Source organism: Streptomyces sp. CA-181903 (assembly GCF_050937075.1).
GTDB lineage: Bacteria > Actinomycetota > Actinomycetes > Streptomycetales > Streptomycetaceae > Streptomyces.
In genome coordinates, this window is the sequence record NZ_JBNJLY010000001.1 from 5,792,783 (window position 1) to 5,808,605 (window position 15,823).

Annotated in this window: 10 protein-coding genes; 7 read left to right on the top strand and 3 right to left on the bottom strand. The window is 74.2% G+C overall.

Annotation, left to right across the window (positions count from 1 at the left end; genetic code table 11):
* The first annotated feature begins 50 nt into the window (after positions 1-50).
* Both ACQEVS_RS25865 and ACQEVS_RS25870 read left to right on the top strand, forming a co-directional pair.
* Positions 51-1,559, top strand: a complete 1,509-nt coding sequence (locus ACQEVS_RS25865) for a 3' terminal RNA ribose 2'-O-methyltransferase Hen1 (protein ID WP_433024011.1) — start codon at positions 51-53, stop codon at positions 1,557-1,559.
* Positions 1,556-4,279 carry a polynucleotide kinase-phosphatase gene (locus ACQEVS_RS25870; protein WP_433024013.1) on the top strand — a complete coding sequence of 908 codons (2,724 nt, stop codon included), beginning with the start codon at positions 1,556-1,558 and terminating at the stop codon, positions 4,277-4,279. Before ACQEVS_RS25865 ends, ACQEVS_RS25870 begins: the two co-directional genes overlap by 4 nt.
* Positions 4,280-4,432: 153 nt before the next feature.
* On the opposite strand, the gene ACQEVS_RS25875 is transcribed toward ACQEVS_RS25870, so the two are convergent.
* Positions 4,433-5,509 (bottom strand): helix-turn-helix domain-containing protein, encoded by a 1,077-nt coding sequence (locus ACQEVS_RS25875; protein ID WP_433024015.1) that lies wholly within the window; start codon positions 5,507-5,509, stop codon positions 4,433-4,435.
* Positions 5,510-5,580: 71 nt separating this feature from the next.
* Between ACQEVS_RS25875 and ACQEVS_RS25880 the strand changes: the two genes are divergently transcribed.
* The 5 genes from ACQEVS_RS25880 to ACQEVS_RS25900 all read left to right on the top strand — a co-directional run bounded on the left by ACQEVS_RS25880 (position 5,581) and on the right by ACQEVS_RS25900 (position 12,995).
* Entirely contained in the window at positions 5,581-7,038 is a 1,458-nt protein-coding gene (locus ACQEVS_RS25880; protein ID WP_433024017.1) for an MFS transporter, read from the top strand.
* 259 nt (positions 7,039-7,297) lie between these two features.
* Entirely contained in the window at positions 7,298-8,524 is a 1,227-nt protein-coding gene (locus ACQEVS_RS25885; RefSeq protein WP_433024019.1) for an arginine deiminase, read from the top strand.
* Positions 8,525-8,696: 172 nt separating this feature from the next.
* Positions 8,697-9,749: an ornithine carbamoyltransferase gene (argF, locus tag ACQEVS_RS25890; RefSeq protein ID WP_433024021.1), complete on the top strand. Its 1,053-nt coding sequence runs from the start codon at positions 8,697-8,699 to the stop codon at positions 9,747-9,749.
* A 71-nt stretch (positions 9,750-9,820) separates the two neighbouring features.
* On the top strand, positions 9,821-10,744 hold the full coding sequence (locus ACQEVS_RS25895) for an enoyl-CoA hydratase family protein (RefSeq protein WP_433024023.1): 924 nt from the start codon (positions 9,821-9,823) through the stop codon (positions 10,742-10,744).
* A gap of 1 nt (position 10,745) precedes the next feature.
* Positions 10,746-12,995 carry a bifunctional salicylyl-CoA 5-hydroxylase/oxidoreductase gene (locus ACQEVS_RS25900; RefSeq protein WP_433024025.1) on the top strand — a complete coding sequence of 750 codons (2,250 nt, stop codon included), beginning with the start codon at positions 10,746-10,748 and terminating at the stop codon, positions 12,993-12,995.
* A gap of 311 nt (positions 12,996-13,306) precedes the next feature.
* On the opposite strand, the gene ACQEVS_RS25905 is transcribed toward ACQEVS_RS25900, so the two are convergent.
* The gene (locus tag ACQEVS_RS25905) at positions 13,307-14,152 is read right to left on the bottom strand and encodes a PaaX family transcriptional regulator (RefSeq protein WP_433024027.1); all 846 of its coding nucleotides are present in this window, start codon (positions 14,150-14,152) and stop codon (positions 13,307-13,309) included.
* Positions 14,145-15,776 (bottom strand): AMP-binding protein, encoded by a 1,632-nt coding sequence (locus ACQEVS_RS25910; RefSeq protein WP_433024029.1) that lies wholly within the window; start codon positions 15,774-15,776, stop codon positions 14,145-14,147. The genes ACQEVS_RS25905 and ACQEVS_RS25910 overlap by 8 nt, the downstream gene beginning before the upstream one ends.
* Positions 15,777-15,823: the final 47 nt, after the last annotated feature.

Consider the following 15,823-nt stretch of genomic DNA (forward strand, 5'->3'; position numbering starts at 1 on the left):
GTCGGAAAACGGGTGGGGAAGAGGGCGGACCTGCGGCGATACTCGGACGCGTGTTCCTCACCATCAGTACGACCGGCCATGACGACGTTCCCGCGACCGACCTGGGTTTCCTGCTGCACAAGCATCCCGGGCGGGCGCAGCGGTTCTCGACCTCCCACGGCACCGCGCACGTCTTCTACCCGGAGGCGACGGCGGAGCGCTGCACGGCGGCGCTGCTGCTGGAGGTGGACTCCGTGGCGCTCGTGCGGCGGGGCGGCGGCAAGGGGCGCGGCGGTGCGCCCGACGCGGCGCTGGCGCAGTACGTCAACGACCGGCCCTACGCCGCGTCCTCCCTGCTGGCCGTGGCGCTGGGCGGCGTCTTCTCCAGCGCGATGAAGGGGAAGTGCGCCGCGCGGCCCGAACTGGTCGACCGGCGTTGGCCTTTGCGGATCGAGCTGCCCGTGGTGCCCGCGCGCGGCGGTGCCGGGCTGGTGGAACGCCTCTTCGCGCCGCTCGGCTGGACGGTGACGGCACGGCCGCTGCCGCTGGACGAACGGTTCCCGGAGTGGGGCGACTCCCGGTACGTCGCGCTGGTGCTGGAGGGCGAGCAGCCGCTCGCCGACGCGCTGCGGCAGCTCTATGTGCTGCTGCCGGTGCTGGATGACGCCAAGCACTACTGGGTCGCCCCGGACGAGGTGGACAAACTGCTCCGCTCCGGCGAGGGGTGGCTGGCCGGCCACCCCGAGCGGCGGCTGATAGCCGACCGGTTCCTCGCCCGCCGCCGCTCCCTCGCCAGGGACGCCCTCGAACGGCTCGCCCTGGCCCGGCTCGCCGAGGCCGAGGGCGCGGAGCCCGAGGAGCTCGACAACGCTGTGGACGAGACGGTGGACACCGAGGAGAAACCGGTGCCGCTGGCCGTCCGGCGCCGCGAGGCCATCATCGGCGCCCTGCGCACCGCCGGTGCCGCCCGGGTGCTCGACCTGGGATGCGGACAGGGGCAGTTGGTGGGAGAGCTGCTCAAGGACACCCGGTTCACGGAGGTCGTGGGCGTCGACGTGTCGATGCGCGCGCTGCGGGAGGCGTCGCGGAGGCTGCGCCTGGACCGGATGCACGAGCGGCAGGCCGCGCGGGTGCGCCTCTTCCAGGGTTCGCTCGCCTACACCGACCGGCGTCTGGCCGGTTACGACGCCGCCGTCCTCAGCGAGGTCGTCGAGCACGTCGACCCGGTGCGGCTGCCGGCGCTGGAGCACGCGGTGTTCGGGTCCGCGCGCCCCGGAACCGTCGTCGTCACCACCCCGAACGTGGAGTACAACGTCCGCTGGGAGTCCCTGCCCGCCGGGCACGTCCGGCACGCGGACCACCGCTTCGAGTGGACGCGCGAGGAGTTCCGCGGCTGGGCCGGCGCGGTGGCCCGGCGGTACGGCTACCGGGCGGAGTTCCATCCCGTGGGCCCCGACGACCCCGAGGTCGGGCCGCCGACCCAGATGGCGGTCTTCCGGCGCGACGCGTCCGGTGACCCGAACCCTGACGAAACCCCCACCGGTCCCGACACGACCCCGAAGGAGCCGAAGGCCGCATGAGCACCACCGTCACCCCGCACAGCGCACCGGACGCGGAGGTGCGCACCCTCGCCGTGCCCGACCTTTCCCTCGTGGCCCTCGTCGGCGCCACCGGCTCCGGCAAGTCCACCTTCGCCGCCCGGCACTTCGCGCCCACCGAGACGCTCTCCTCCGACACGTGCCGGGGGCTGGTCAGCGACGACACCAACGACCAGGCGGCGACCGCCGACGCCTTCGACGTCCTGCACTACATCGCCGGCAAACGGCTCGCCGCCGGGCGGCTCACCGTGGTGGACGCCACCAACGTCCAGCCGGAAGCACGCAAGCACCTGGTCCGGCTCGCCCGCGAGCACGACGTGCTGCCCGTCGCGATCGTCCTCGACGTCCCCGAGGAGGTCTGCGCCGCGCGCAACGCCTCCCGTCCGGACCGTGCCGTGCTCCCGCGCCGCGTCATCCAGCGCCACCAGCGCGAGCTCCGCCGCTCCCTCCGCCACCTGGAGCGCGAGGGGTTCCGCAAGGTGCACGTCCTGCGCGGCACGGAGCAGGTCGAGGCCGCCGAGATCGTCCGGGAGCGCCGCTTCAACGACCTGCGCCACCTCACCGGCCCCTTCGACATCATCGGCGATGTGCACGGCTGCCGCGCGGAGTTGGAGAGTCTGCTCGTCCGGCTCGGCTACCGCGTCGAGCGCGACGACCGGGGCCGGCCGGTGGACGCCGTGCACCCGGCGGGGCGCACCGCCGTGTTCGTCGGCGACCTGGTCGACCGCGGCCCGGACAGCCCCGGCGTGCTGCGCCTGGCGATGGGCATGGTCGAGGCCGGGCACGCCCTGTGCGTCCCGGGCAACCACGAGAACAAGCTCGGCCGCCACCTGTCCGGCCGCACCGTCCGGCACACCCACGGCCTGGCGGAGACGATCGAGCAACTGGAACGGGAGGAACCGGAGTTCCGGGAGCGCGCCCACGCCTTCATCCGGTCGCTGGTCAGCCACTACGTGCTGGACGGCGGGGCGCTCGTCGTCTGCCACGCCGGACTGCCCGAGAAGTACCACGGCCGCACCTCCGGCCGCGTCCGCTCGCACGCGCTGTACGGCGACACGACGGGGGAGACCGACGAGTTCGGCCTGCCCGTGCGCTACCCCTGGGCCGAGGACTACCGCGGCCGGGCCGCCGTCGTCTACGGCCACACCCCCACCCCCAGTGCCACGTGGCTCAACAACACCATCTGCCTCGACACCGGGGCCGTCTTCGGCGGGAAGCTGACCGCGCTGCGCTGGCCCGAGCGCGAGCTGGTGGACGTGCCCGCCGAACGGGTCTGGTACGAGCCGGCCAGGCCGCTGGCCCAGGACGCGCCGGGCGGCACCGACGGCCGGCCCCTCGACCTCGCCGACGTCACCGGGCGCCGCGTGGTCGAGACCCGGCACATGGGCCGGCTCGCCGTGAAGGAGGAGAACGCCGCCGCCGCGCTGGAGGTGATGAGCCGCTTCGCCGCGGACCCGCGCCAACTGTTCTACCTGCCGCCGACGATGGCGCCCTGCGCCACCTCCCGCGAGGACGGCTACCTGGAGCACCCGGCCGAGGCGTTCGCCGCCTATCGCGCGGAAGGCGTCCGTCAGGTCGTCTGCCAGGAGAAGCACATGGGGTCGCGGGCCGTGGTCCTGGTCTGCCGGGACGCGGCGACGGCCCGCGAGCGGTTCCACACGCCGGAAGGCGTCCCGGGGGCGATCGTCACCCGCACCGGGCGGCCGTTCTTCGACGACCGGGAGACCGCGCGCCGGCTGCTGACCCGCGTGGCGCGGAGCGCCGAAGGCGCCGGGCTGTGGCAGGAGCTGGGTACGGACTGGCTGCTGCTGGACGCCGAGCTGATGCCCTGGTCCCTGAAGGCGGGCGGACTGCTCCGCAACCAGTACGCGGCCGTGGGCGCCGCCTCCCGCGCCGTCTTCCCCGCGGCGCTGGCCGCGCTGGAGAGCGCGGCGGCCCGCGGCGTGGACGTCGACGGCCTGCTCGGACACCAGCGGGAACGCGCGGCGGACGCCACGGCGTTCACGGAGGCGTACGGACGGTACTGCTGGCCCGTCGGCGACACGACGCGCGGTTGGCCCGGCGAGCCGTCCCCCGACGAACTGCCGCGTCCCGCCGGCACCCGGCGGACGGACGGGCTCGACGGCATACGGCTGGCGCCGTTCCAGATACTCGCCGCCGAGGGCCGGTCCCTCGCCCGGCTGCCGCACGACGGGCAACTGGGCATGATCGACCGGATGATCGAGGCCGAGGAGACCGGCGCCGCGCTCAACAACCAGCCCTGTGGTTACCGCGGCCCGTGGGTGAACCGCGTCCTCACCCCCACGCGCCGGCTCGTCGTCGACACGGAGGACGAGGCGTCCGTGGCCGCCGGCGTCCGGTGGTGGCTGGACCTCACGGCCGACGGCGGCGAGGGCATGGTGGTCAAGCCCCTTCAGGCGTACCTCCGCAAGGAGGACGGCGGCCTCGTCCAGCCGGGCGTCAAGTGCCGGGGCCGGGAGTACCTGCGGATCATCTACGGCCCCGAGTACACCCGCCCGGACAACCTCGCCCGCCTCCGCAGCCGCCACCTCGGCCACAAGCGGTCGCTGGCGCTCCGCGAGTACGCGCTGGGCCTGGAGGCCCTGGACCGGCTGGCCGACGGGGAGCCGCTGTGGCGGGTGCACGAGGCGGTGTTCGCGGTGCTGGCTCTGGAGTCGGAGCCGGTCGACCCGCGGCTGTGAGGCGACGGGCGGGGTTCGGCCGGGGTGGGTTGCCCCGGCCCCACCCCTTCGCCGATTCCTGGGGCTGCGCCCCAGACCCCTAAGCGCGCTGCGCGCGCTGTCCTCAAACGCCGGGCGGGCTGAATGGTGCCCTAGCAAGGGGAGGCGCCCGTTCTACGCCGCCCGCCGGGCCCGGAACGTCCTGCGGTAGTCGTTCGGGGGCACGCCGACCGCCTTGGTGAAGCGGCGCCGGAGGTTGGCTGCGGTGCCCAGGCCGCAGAGTTCGGCCACGCGGTCCACCGACGCGTCGCTCGCCTCCAGCAACTCCCGTGCCCGGGTTATGCGCTGGGCCTGGAGCCACTGCATGGGTGTCGTCCCGGTCGCCGCGTGGAAGCGGCGGATGAGGGTGCGGGGGCTGGTGTGCGCCTGGCGGGCGAGGTCGGCGACGGTCAGGGGTTCGGCGAGCCGCTGCACGGCCCAGTGGAGGAGGGGTGCCAGGGAGTCGTCGGTGCGCTCGGGCAGTGGCGCCCGGATGAACTGCGCCTGCCCGCCCGGCCGGTGGGCGGGCGCGACCAGCCGGCGGGCCACCGTGTTCGCGGCCTCGACGCCGAAGTCCTGGCGCACCAGGTGCAGGCAGACATCGATGCTCGCGGTCGCCCCCGCGCCGGTGATGACGTCGCCGTGGTCGACGTAGAGCACGGACGGGTCCACCCGCACCGCCGGGTAGCGCTCGCCGAGCAGCCGCGCGTACCCCCAGTGCGTCGTCGCCGTCCGGCCGTCCAGCAGTCCCGTGGCCGCGAGCGTGAACGCGCCCGAGCACAGGGACACCACCCGCGCGCCCCGCCGGTGCGCCTCGCGCAGGGCCTCCACCAACTCCCCCGGTGGGTCGGCGTGGACGTCGGCGGAGGCCGGGACGAGGACCGTGTCCGCGGTGACGAGATCGTCGACGCCGTGCGGGGTCCGCGCGCGGAACCACGAGCGGGCGCGCGCGTCGCCCTCCGCCGTACCGATGGCGCAGACGCGCAGGTCGTACCAGCCGTCGGGAGCGACGTGGCGGTTCCACCCGGCCTCGTCGATGTCGGGACCATCTATGTCGGAACCGCCCATGTCGGGGCCATCCATGCTGGAATCGTCCATGCCGGAACTGAGCGAGCCGCCGCTGCCGAAGATGTCGGTCCCGAACACATGGCAGGGGATGGCCAATTCGAAGAACGGCATGCCATCAGTGGCTGCCACGGCGATCGAGGGCATGGCAGTAATGTACCGGGCGTTGTCGTTGCTGCCACTCGTGGTGGTGTGCCGTCCCTCCGATGCTGGGGTGCATGAAGTCCCTGCCGGAGCACGTGAAGTCGCTCGACCCGCCGTCCGCACCCCATCCCGCAGCCCGCCCCGCAGTCCACCCCTCACCCCGCCCCGTCCCAGCCGGTGCCCGCCGCTGGCTGGTTCTCGCCGTCGCGTCGGCCGCCCAGTTCCTCGCCGTGCTCGACGTCTCCGCGATCAACATCGCCTTCCCGGTGATCGGCGAGGACTTCTCCGCTGCCTCGGCGGCCGGGCTCTCGTGGGTGCTCAACGCGTACACCATCGTGCTCGCGGCACTGCTGATCCCGGCCGGGCGGCTGGCCGACGTCGTCGGCCGGCGGCGGTCGTTCCTCCTCGGCCTCAGCGTGTTCGGACTGGCCTCCGTCGGCTGCGGAGTCGCGCCGGGGCTCGGCTGGCTGGTCGCCGCCCGGGTCGTGCAGGGCATCGGCGCGGCCGTGCTCGTCCCCACCTCCCTCTCCCTCGCGCTGCCCGCGTTCCCCGCCGCCGAACGCGCCACGGCCGTCGGCGTCTGGACGGCCATCAGCGCCGTGGCGGCCAGCGCCGGACCGGTGCTCGGCGGGCTGCTCGCGGCGTCCGACTGGCGGTGGGTGTTCCTCATCAACGTCCCGGTCGTCCTGGCCGCACTGGTGGCGGGTGTCCGTCTGCTGCCCCGACCCGCTCCGGCCGGCCGGCAGAGCTGGGATCCGCCGGGGACGGCGCTGGTGTTCGTCGCGGTCGGCGCCCTGACCACCGCCGTCGTCGAGGCCGGCGACTGGGGCCGTACGTCGCCCGCCACCCTCGGCGTGCTCGCCGCCGGGATCGTCGCGACCGGGCTCGGCGTCCGGCACGTGCGGCGCGTCCCGGAGCCGGTCGTCGATCCGGCGCTGTTCCGCACCCGGGGCTTCACGGCCGCCGCCCTCGGGCTGTTCGGTTACTTCCTCGCTTACTCGGCCATGCTGCTCGCCGCCTCCGTGCTCTGCTCCGACGTCTGGAGCTGGTCGGTGCGGCGCTCCGGACTCGCTCTCGCGCCCTGGCCGTGCACGGTGCTCGTGGTCTCCTCCCTGGCCGGCCGCATCGTCCGGGCGCTCGGGGAGCGGGGAGCCGCCACCCTGGGCGCGGTCTGCTTCACGGCCGCCCCGCTGTGGTGGCTGACCAGCGTGAACGCCGCAGACCCGGGTTACGCCGGAACGCTCCTGCCCGGGCTCGTCCTCGCGGGCGTCGGCACGGCGCTCTGCCAGTCGGTGATGTTCGCGGCGGCCGGGCGGCTGCCGGAGCACCGGATATCCCTGGGGTCGGGGGTCCTCATGGTGTCCCGACAGGGCGCCACGGCCCTCGGGGTGGCCGTGCTCGTCGCCCTGGGCGGCGGCGCCCACCGCCTCGGGCTGGGCGCCCTCCGCGCGGGATGGGTCTTCGCGGCGGCGACCGCCGGGCTCGCCCTCGTCGCGTGCCTGACGCTCCCGCGCCGTGAGGCGCGTGCCTGACGCTCCCCCGCCGTGAGGCGCGTGCCTGATCCTGCCCAGCCGTGAGGCGCGTGTCTGACCCTCCCGCGCCGTGAGGCCCGTGCCTGACGCTCCCGCGCCGCGAGCCCCCCGCCGCCACGATGCGCGCCTGAGGCCCCACCGCGCGCCTGAGGCCCCACACCGCGCGCCTGAGGCCCCACACCGCGCGTCCGAGCCGCCCATCCGACGTTCCGCCGCGCCACTCGGGGTGATCTCGCCTGAATCAGGTGAGGATGGAGGGATGGGATTTCATGTCGATTCCGAGGCCGGGCGGCTGCGGCGGGTCATCCTGCACCGCCCGGACCTGGAGCTGAAGCGGCTCACCCCGTCCAACAAGGACGCCCTCCTCTTCGACGACGTGCTCTGGGTCCGCCGCGCACGCGCCGAGCACGACGGCTTCGCCGACGTGCTGCGCGAGCGCGGCGTCGAGGTGCACCTCTTCCGGGACCTGCTGGAGGAGAGCCTGCGGGTGCCCGCCGCGCGCACGCTCGTCCTGGACCGGGTCTTCGACGAGAAGGAGTACGGCCCGCTGGCGACCGGCCCGTTGCGCGCGGCCTTCGAGCGGATGCCCGCCCCCGAGCTGGCGTCCTGGCTCGTCGGCGGGATGACCAAGCGGGAGTTCCTGGAGAGGCACGCCGAGCCCGTCTCCGTCCGCTTCCACGTGATGGACCTCGACGGCTTCCTGATCAACCCGCTGCCCAACCACCTCTTCACCCGCGACACCTCCGCCTGGATCTACGACGGCGTGTGCATCAACGCCATGCGCTGGCCCGCCCGTTGGCACGAGACCGTGCACTACGAGGCGGTCTACCGGCACCACCCGATGTTCGCGGCGGACGACTTCCACGTCTGGTCGGAGGGCCAGGCCGCCTATCCGTCGACCATCGAGGGCGGGGACGTGCTGGTCATCGGGCGGGGCGCGGTGCTGATCGGGATGAGCGAACGGACCACCCCGCAGGCCGTGGAGATGCTGGCCCACCGGCTGTTCGCCACCGGTTCCGCCCGGACGATCGTGGCGCTGGACATGCCCAAGCGCCGGGCCGTGATGCACCTGGACACGGTGATGACCATGGTCGACGGCGACACCTTCACCCAGTACGCCGGGCTGGGCATGCTCCGCTCGTACACCATCGAGCCCGGGGTGGGCGAGCGGGAGCTGAAGGTCACCGACCACCCGCCGGGCCATATGCACCGGGCCATCGCCGCCGCCCTGGGGCTGGACTCGATCCGGGTGCTCACCGCGACGCAGGACGTCCACGCGGCGGAACGGGAGCAGTGGGACGACGGGTGCAACGTGCTGGCGATAGAGCCGGGCGTGGTCGTGGCGTACGAACGCAACGCGACGACCAACACCTTCCTGCGCAAGCATGGGATCGAGGTCATCACCATCCCCGGCAGCGAGCTGGGCCGGGGTAGGGGCGGGCCGCGCTGTATGAGCTGCCCGGTGGAGCGGGATCCCGTCGCCTAGCGCACGGTGTGCGAGTCCCGTCCCGCCGGAGTGGGTAGTGGGGCTGGAGGGCCGGTGGATGCTCATGAGACGATGAGTGCATAATATTGCGATCAAGCGCATATGATTCCAGCGCGGAGGCGCCGGCAACGCGCCGCACTCGGAGCGCACGGACGGCATTCAGGGAGCCCTCATGGCCACAGACCTCGCGGGCCGCGGCCTGCTCAAGGAGACGGATCTCAGCCCCGAGGAGTTCCACGCCCTCGTCGAGCTGGCCGCCGAACTGAAGGCGGCCAAGCGGGCCGGCACCGAGGTGCCCCGGCTGACCGGGCGCAACATCGCGCTGGTCTTCGAGAAGACCTCCACCCGCACCCGCTGCGCCTTCGAGGTCGCCGCCGCCGACCAGGGCGCCCGCACCACCTACCTGGACCCCTCCGGCTCCCAGCTCGGCCACAAGGAGTCCGCCAAGGACACCGCCCGGGTCCTCGGCCGGATGTACGACGCCATCCAGTACCGCGGGCACGCCCAGGAGACGCTGGAGGAGCTCGCCGCGTACGCCGGGGTGCCGGTCTTCAACGGCCTCACCGACATGTGGCACCCCACCCAGATGCTCGCCGACATCCTCACCGTCTCCGAGCACACCGCCAAGCCCCTGGAGCACGTGGCCCTCGCCTACCTCGGCGACGCCCGCTACAACATGGGCAACTCCTACCTCGTCACCGGCGCCCTGCTCGGCATGGACGTCCGCATCGTGGCCCCCGAGGAGCTCTGGCCCGACCCGGAGATCGTCGAGCAGGCGCGGCGGCTCGCGCGCTGGAGCGGCGCCCGCGTCACGCTCACCCAGGACGTCGCCGAGGGCGTGGCGGGCGCCGACTTCGTCGCCACCGACGTCTGGGTCTCGATGGGCGAGCCGCGCGAGGTGTGGGACGCGCGGATCGCGCTGCTCGCCCCCTACGCCGTCACCATGGACGTCCTCCGGGCCACCGGGAACGCGGCCGTGAAGTTCCTCCACTGCCTGCCCGCCTTCCACGACCTGGGCACCTCGGTCGCCCGGGAGATCCACGAACGGCACGGCCTCACCTCCCTCGAAGTGACCGACGAGGTCTTCGAGTCCGTCCACTCCGTCGTCTGGGACCAGGCGGAGAACCGGATGCACACCATCAAGGCGCTCCTCGTGGCCTGCCTGGCCCGTCCCGAGGAGTCCGAGGCGCCCGGAGAGGCCGCGGTGCCCATCGCGCACTCGTGACGACAGTCACACATCGGTGATAACTTCGCCGGGCAGGCACCAGCCCACCCGGCTGAAGGAGGCCGCGCCCGATGAGCCCGTCGCACATGAGCCCGTCGCACCCGCCGAACACGCCGCACCCACCGAACACGCCGCCCCCGCCGGACACGTCACATCCCACGAACCCGGCGAACCCCTTCACCGGCTCGGCGGCCACGACCGACGCATGGCGGCACCTGCGTCTGACCGTGGACTCCGGCGTCGCCACCGTCACCCTCGCCCGGCCGGACAAGCTCAACGCCCTCACCTTCGGCGCCTACGCGGACCTGCGCGACCTGCTCCCCGAACTCGCCCGGGACGGCTCGGTACGGGCCCTGGTCCTCGGCGGCGAAGGGCGCGGGTTCTGCTCCGGCGGGGACGTGGACGCCATCATCGGCGCCACCCTCGCCATGGACACCCGCCGGCTCCTCGACTTCAACCGCATGACCGGGCAGGTCGTCCGGGCCCTGCGCGAGTGCCCATTCCCCGTCGTCGCGGCCCTGCACGGCGTCGCCGCCGGTGCCGGGGCGGTGCTCGCCCTCGCCGCCGACTTCCGCGTCGCCGACCCCACGGCCCGGTTCGCCTTCCTCTTCACCAAGGTCGGCCTGTCCGGCGGCGACATGGGCGCCGCCTACCTGCTGCCGCGCGTCGTCGGCCTGGGCCACGCCACCCGGTTGCTGGTGCTGGGCGACACCGTCCGCGCCGCCGAGGCCGAACGCATCGGCCTGATCAGCCAGTTGGTGCCGGAGGGGGAGGCGGCCGACGCGGCCCTCGCCCTGGCCCGCCGGCTGGCCGACGGGCCCGCCCTCGCCCACGCCCAGACCAAGGCCCTGCTCACCGCCGAGCTCGACATGCCGTTCTCCGCCGCCGTCGAACTCGACGCCGCCACCCAGGCGCTCCTGATGAACAGCGCCGACTACGCCGAGTTCCACGCGGCGTTCACCGCCAAGCGGACGCCGCGCTGGCGGGGCGTCTGACGTGCGCGTCGCGGTCATCGGCGGCGGGCCCGGCGGGCTCTACGCCGCCGCCCTGCTGAAACGTCAGGATCCCGGGCGCGAGATCACCCTCTGGGAGCGCAACGCCCCCGACGACACCTTCGGTTTCGGTGTCGTCCTCTCCGACGAGACGCTCGGCGGCATCGAGAGCGCCGACTCCGACGTCCACGCCGCGCTGCGCCGCTCGTTCGTCCGCTGGGAGGCCATCGACGTCGTCCACCGGGGCCGCGCCCTGCGCTCCGGCGGCCACGGCTTCGCCGCGCTCGGCCGCCGGCGGCTGCTGCGGATCCTCCACGAGCGCTGCCGCGGCCTCGGCGTCGACCTGCGGTTCCGTACGGAGGCGCCACCCGCCGCCGAACTCGCCCGCGACCACGACCTCGTCGTCGCCGCCGACGGGGTCCACAGCGCCACCCGCACCGCCCACGCCGACCACTTCCGGCCCACCCTCACCACCCACCGCTGCCGCTACATCTGGCTCTCCGCCGGTTTCGCCTTCGACGCCTTCCGCTTCGAGATCGCCGAGACCGAGCACGGCGTGATGCAGCTGCACGGCTACCCCTACGCGCCCGACGCGAGCACGGTGATCGTCGAGATGCGCGAGGAGGTCTGGCGCCGGGCCGGCTTCGACCGGCGCACCGAGGGGGAGACGCTCCGGGAGTGCGCCGCCCTGTTCGCCGACGCGCTGGGCGGGCGCCCCCTGCGCTCCAACCGCTCCACGTGGACGGCCTTCCGCACCGTCGTCAACGCCCGCTGGTCGTACGGCCGTACCGTGCTGCTCGGCGACGCCGCGCACACCGCCCACTTCTCGATCGGCTCCGGCACCAAGCTCGCCGTCGAGGACGCCTTGGCCCTCGCCGGACGGCTCGCCGGGCCGGGTGGCCCCGAAGACGTCCCGGCGGCCCTCGCGGCGTACGAGGCCGAGCGCCGCCCGCTCGTCGAGTCCACCCAGCGCGCCGCCCGGGCGAGCCTGGAGTGGTTCGAGGAGCTGGAGTGGCGCCGGGACCGGACGCCGCGCCGCTTCGCCTTCGACCTCCTCACCCGCAGCCGCCGCGTCACCCACGACAACCTCCGGCTCCGCGACCCGGCGTTCGTCGCCGCCGTCGAGGCGGAGGCGGGCGTTCCGCCCGACACCCCGCCCATGTTCACCCCCTTCACCCTGCGCGGACTGACCCTGCGCAACCGCGTCGTGGTCTCCGCGATGGACATGTACTCCGCCACGGACGGCACACCCGGCGACTTCCACCTCGTCCACCTCGGGGCGCGCGCCCTGGGCGGCGCGGGGCTGGTGATGACGGAGATGGTCTGCGTCAGCCCGGAAGGGCGCATCACCCCCGGCTGCACCGGCCTCTACGCACCCGAGCACGAGGCCGCCTGGCGCCGGATCACCGACTTCGCGCACACCGCGGCCTCCGGCACGGCCGTCGGCGTGCAACTCGGCCACTCCGGCCGCAAGGGCTCGACGCGGCTGATGTGGGAGGGCATCGACGCCCCCCTGCCGGAGGGCGGCTGGCCGGTGGCGGGCCCGTCACCGCTGCCGTACCGGCCGGGCGTCAGTCAGGTGCCGCGGCGGCTCGGCACGACCGAAATGGGCGTCATCCGGCAGCAGTTCGCGGACGCCGCCGCCTCCGCCGCCCGCGCCGGCTTCGACCTGCTCGAACTCCACTGCGCCCACGGCTATCTGCTCTCCTCCTTCCTCTCCCCCCTCACCAACCACCGCGACGACGCCTACGGCGGCGACCTCCCGCGCCGGCTCGCCTACCCCCTGGAGGTCTTCGACGCGGTACGCGCCGTCTGGCCCGCCGACCGCCCGATGACCGTCCGGATCTCCGCGACCGACTGGGCCCCCGGCGGCACCACCGCCGACGACGCGGTCGCCGTCGCCCGTGCCTTCGCCACCCACGGCGCGGACGCGGTGGACGTCTCGACGGGCCAGGTCGTCCCCGACGAGCGGCCCGCGTTCGGCCGGTCGTACCAGACGCCGTTCGCGGACCGCATACGCAGTGAGACGGGCGTCCCGGTGATCGCCGTCGGCGCCATCTCCTCCTGGGACGACGTCAACTCGCTGATCCTCGCCGGCCGCGCCGACCTGTGCGCGATCGGCCGGCCGCACCTCTACGACCCGCACTGGACGCTGCACGCGGCGGCCGAGCAGGGGTACGCCGGGCCGGGGGTGTGCTGGCCGGTCCAGTACCGGGCGGGGAGCCGCCCGCCGCCGGTCGGGCGGCGAGTGTAGGGGGTAGGCGCATGGGCTGCCGCGCTGTACGCGGGCGCACGCCCAACCGCCGCGCACGCCCGACCGCCCCGCCGCACACGCCCAACCGCCCCGCGTACCCGCCCGGCTTGGGCGCGCCCGCCCCGCCGGCGCGCCCGTCTCCCTGGCGCGCCCCGTCCTGTTCGGGCACACCGGTCCGGCCCGGCGCGCCCCTTGGGACCAGGCGCCCAAAGAGAAACCCGGCGCCCATAGAGAGACCCGACGCCCATAGAGAAACCCGCACCCATAGAAAAACCTGGCCCCCACAGGTAAACCGGCGCCCATCGCCCGTCTCACTCTTCCCCCCTCAACACCCCCGCCACGAACTCCCCACCCCTGTCCCGCAGTCTCCGATGCAACGCTGTGAACACCCGCGCCGACCGCACCCCCGGCCACCCCGCGGGCAGGACGGCCGCCGGCAGGCCCGGGTCGGCGTACGGCAGGCGGCGCCAGGAGTCGAGCGCCGGCAGGTAGTCCCGGTACGCCTCCTCGGGCGGTGTCGGGCGCCGCCGCGCCCAGCGGCGCAGCACCGGCTCGTACACCTCCAGGAACGCGTGGTGTCGGCGGGCCAGCGCGTCCAGGTCCCACCAACGGGCCACCGCCTCCGCGGTCGGCTCGAAGCCGAGGTGCCGGCCGCGGAACAGGTCGACGTACGGGGCCAGGCCCAGCCGGTCGAGCGTGTGCCGGGTCTCCTCGTACACATGGGCCGGGGCGATCCAGACGCCCGGCGCCGCAGTTCCGAAGCCCAGCCGGGACAGTCGCGAGCGCAGCAGGTGCCGCTTGTGCCGCTCCTCCTCCGGCACGGAGAAGACCGCCAGCAGCCAGCCGTCGCCGGGGCGGGCGGCGGGTCGGCCGAGGATCCGCCGGTCGCCGTCGTCCAGCAACTGCCTTGCCGCATCCGACAGTCCGTAGCCCGCCGCGCCGTCCGCCGTCCGCCCGGAGGTCAGCAGGCCGCGCCGCTTCAGCCGGGAGACCGCCGACCGCACCGAGGGCGCGTCCACGCCCACCGCGCCGAGCAGCCGGATCAGCGCCGCGACCGGCAGCGGGCCGGCCGGTCGCCCGGCGGCCCCGCGGCCGTACGCACCGTAGAAGGAGACGATCAGCGAGCGGGGGGTGTGGGACGGCTGGTGGTCAGTCACGGGGAAACTGTAAAGCTCCCGAACGCAGCCGGAACCGCTGGAGTTTGCCGGTGGGCGTGCGCGGCAGCGCGTCGAGGAACACGATCTCGCGAGGGCACTTGTAGGGGGCGATCTCCTTTTTGGTGAACTCCCGCAGGTCGTCGGCGGTGTGCCCGGTGCGCGGGACACCGGCCCGGAGCACCACGTGGGCGACGACGGCCTCGCCGCGCCGCTCGTCCGGCCGCCCGGTGACGGCCGCCTCCAGGACGTCGGGGTGGCGGAGCAGCGCCTCCTCGACCTCGGGGCCCGCGACGTTGTGCCCGCCCGAGACGATCATGTCGTCGGCGCGGCCGAGGAAGGTGTGGCAGCCGTCGGGGTCCCGGACGTAGCGGTCGCCGGTGAGGTTCCAGCCGTTCCGGACGTACGTCGTCTGCCGCTCGTCGGCGAGGTAGCGGCAGCCCACCGGGCCGCGGACCGCCAGCAGGCCGGGCGTGCCGTCGGGCAGCGGCCGGCCCGCGTCGTCGACGATCCGCGTCTCGAAGCCGGGCACCGGGCGTCCGGTCGTGCCCGGGCGGGACGTTTCGCCGTCGGCGGCGAGAAAGATGTGCAGCATCTCCGTGGCACCGATCCCGTTGATCAACGGCAGCCCGGTGGCCGCCCGCCAGGCGTGCCAGAGCGCGGCGGGCAGGTGTTCGCCCGCGGAGACGCATCTGCGGAGGGACGACGTGTCGTACGAGCCGATCCGGTCGAGCATCGCCCGGTACGCCGTCGGGGCGGTGAACAGCACGGACACGCGCTGCCGTTGCACGTCCGCGAGCAGCTGTCCGGCGCCCGACCAGCTCGCGAGGACGGTCGAGGCGCCGGCCCGCAGCGGGAAGACCAGCAGCCCGCCGAGGCCGAACGTGAAGCCGAGCGGCGGGCTGCCGCCGAAGACGTCGTCCGGCCGGGGCCGCAGCACCCGCGCAGAGAAGGTGTCGGCGATCGCCAGGACGTCCCGGTGGAAGTGCAGGCAGCCCTTGGGTGGTCCGGTGGTCCCCGAGGTGAACGCGATCAGCGCGACGTCGTCCGCCGAGGTCGCCACCGCGGCGTACGATGGTGGTTTCTTTGCCGACAGCCGCAGCAGATCGCCCGGCGAGCCGCCGCCGAACGGCGTCGTCCGCAGCCCGGGCACGGCCGCCTTGACGAGCTCGCCGGTGGAGCGCGCGTCGCACAGCGCGTGCCGTATGCGGGCGATGCGGCAGATGTCGGCCAGTTCGCGGGCCCGTTGGGCGTCGGGCACGGTCACGGCGACCGCCCCCGCCTTCATCACCGCCAGCCAGCAGGCGGCGAGGAGCGGGGTGGTGGGGCCGCGCAGCAGCACGCGGTTGCCGGGGACGACGCCCAGGTCGGTGGTGAGCGTGTGCGCGAACCGGTCCGCACGCTCGCGCAGTTCGCCGTACGACCAGACGCTGCCCGCCTTGTCCCGCAGCGCCGGCCGGTCCTGGCCCAGCCGCGCCGCGGTCGCGTCCAGGAGCTCCGCGCCGCAGTTGAGCCGGTCCGGGTAGCGCGGGACGTCCGGTCCGGACGGCAGGTCCGGCCACCGGTCGGGCGGCGGGAGGCTGTCGCGGGGGAAGGTGTCGACGTGGGCCGACGGCATGAGCTCCATGACGGGTCGCGCCCCCTCGTGCCGGGGAAGGGTGGAGGTGCGGGGAC

Bases quoted from the DNA above. Each gene is read 5' to 3' on its own strand.
- ACQEVS_RS25895 (WP_433024023.1), top strand. From the start codon at position 9,821: ATGAGCCCGTCGCACATGAGCCCGTCGCACCCGCCGAACACGCCGCAC.
- ACQEVS_RS25885 (WP_433024019.1), top strand. From the start codon at position 7,298: ATGGGATTTCATGTCGATTCCGAGGCCGGGCGGCTGCGGCGGGTCATC.
- ACQEVS_RS25870 (WP_433024013.1), top strand. From the start codon at position 1,556: ATGAGCACCACCGTCACCCCGCACAGCGCACCGGACGCGGAGGTGCGC.
- ACQEVS_RS25875 (WP_433024015.1), bottom strand. From the start codon at position 5,509: ATGCCCTCGATCGCCGTGGCAGCCACTGATGGCATGCCGTTCTTCGAA.
- ACQEVS_RS25910 (WP_433024029.1), bottom strand. From the start codon at position 15,776: ATGGAGCTCATGCCGTCGGCCCACGTCGACACCTTCCCCCGCGACAGC.
- argF (WP_433024021.1), top strand. From the start codon at position 8,697: ATGGCCACAGACCTCGCGGGCCGCGGCCTGCTCAAGGAGACGGATCTC.
- ACQEVS_RS25880 (WP_433024017.1), top strand. From the start codon at position 5,581: ATGAAGTCCCTGCCGGAGCACGTGAAGTCGCTCGACCCGCCGTCCGCA.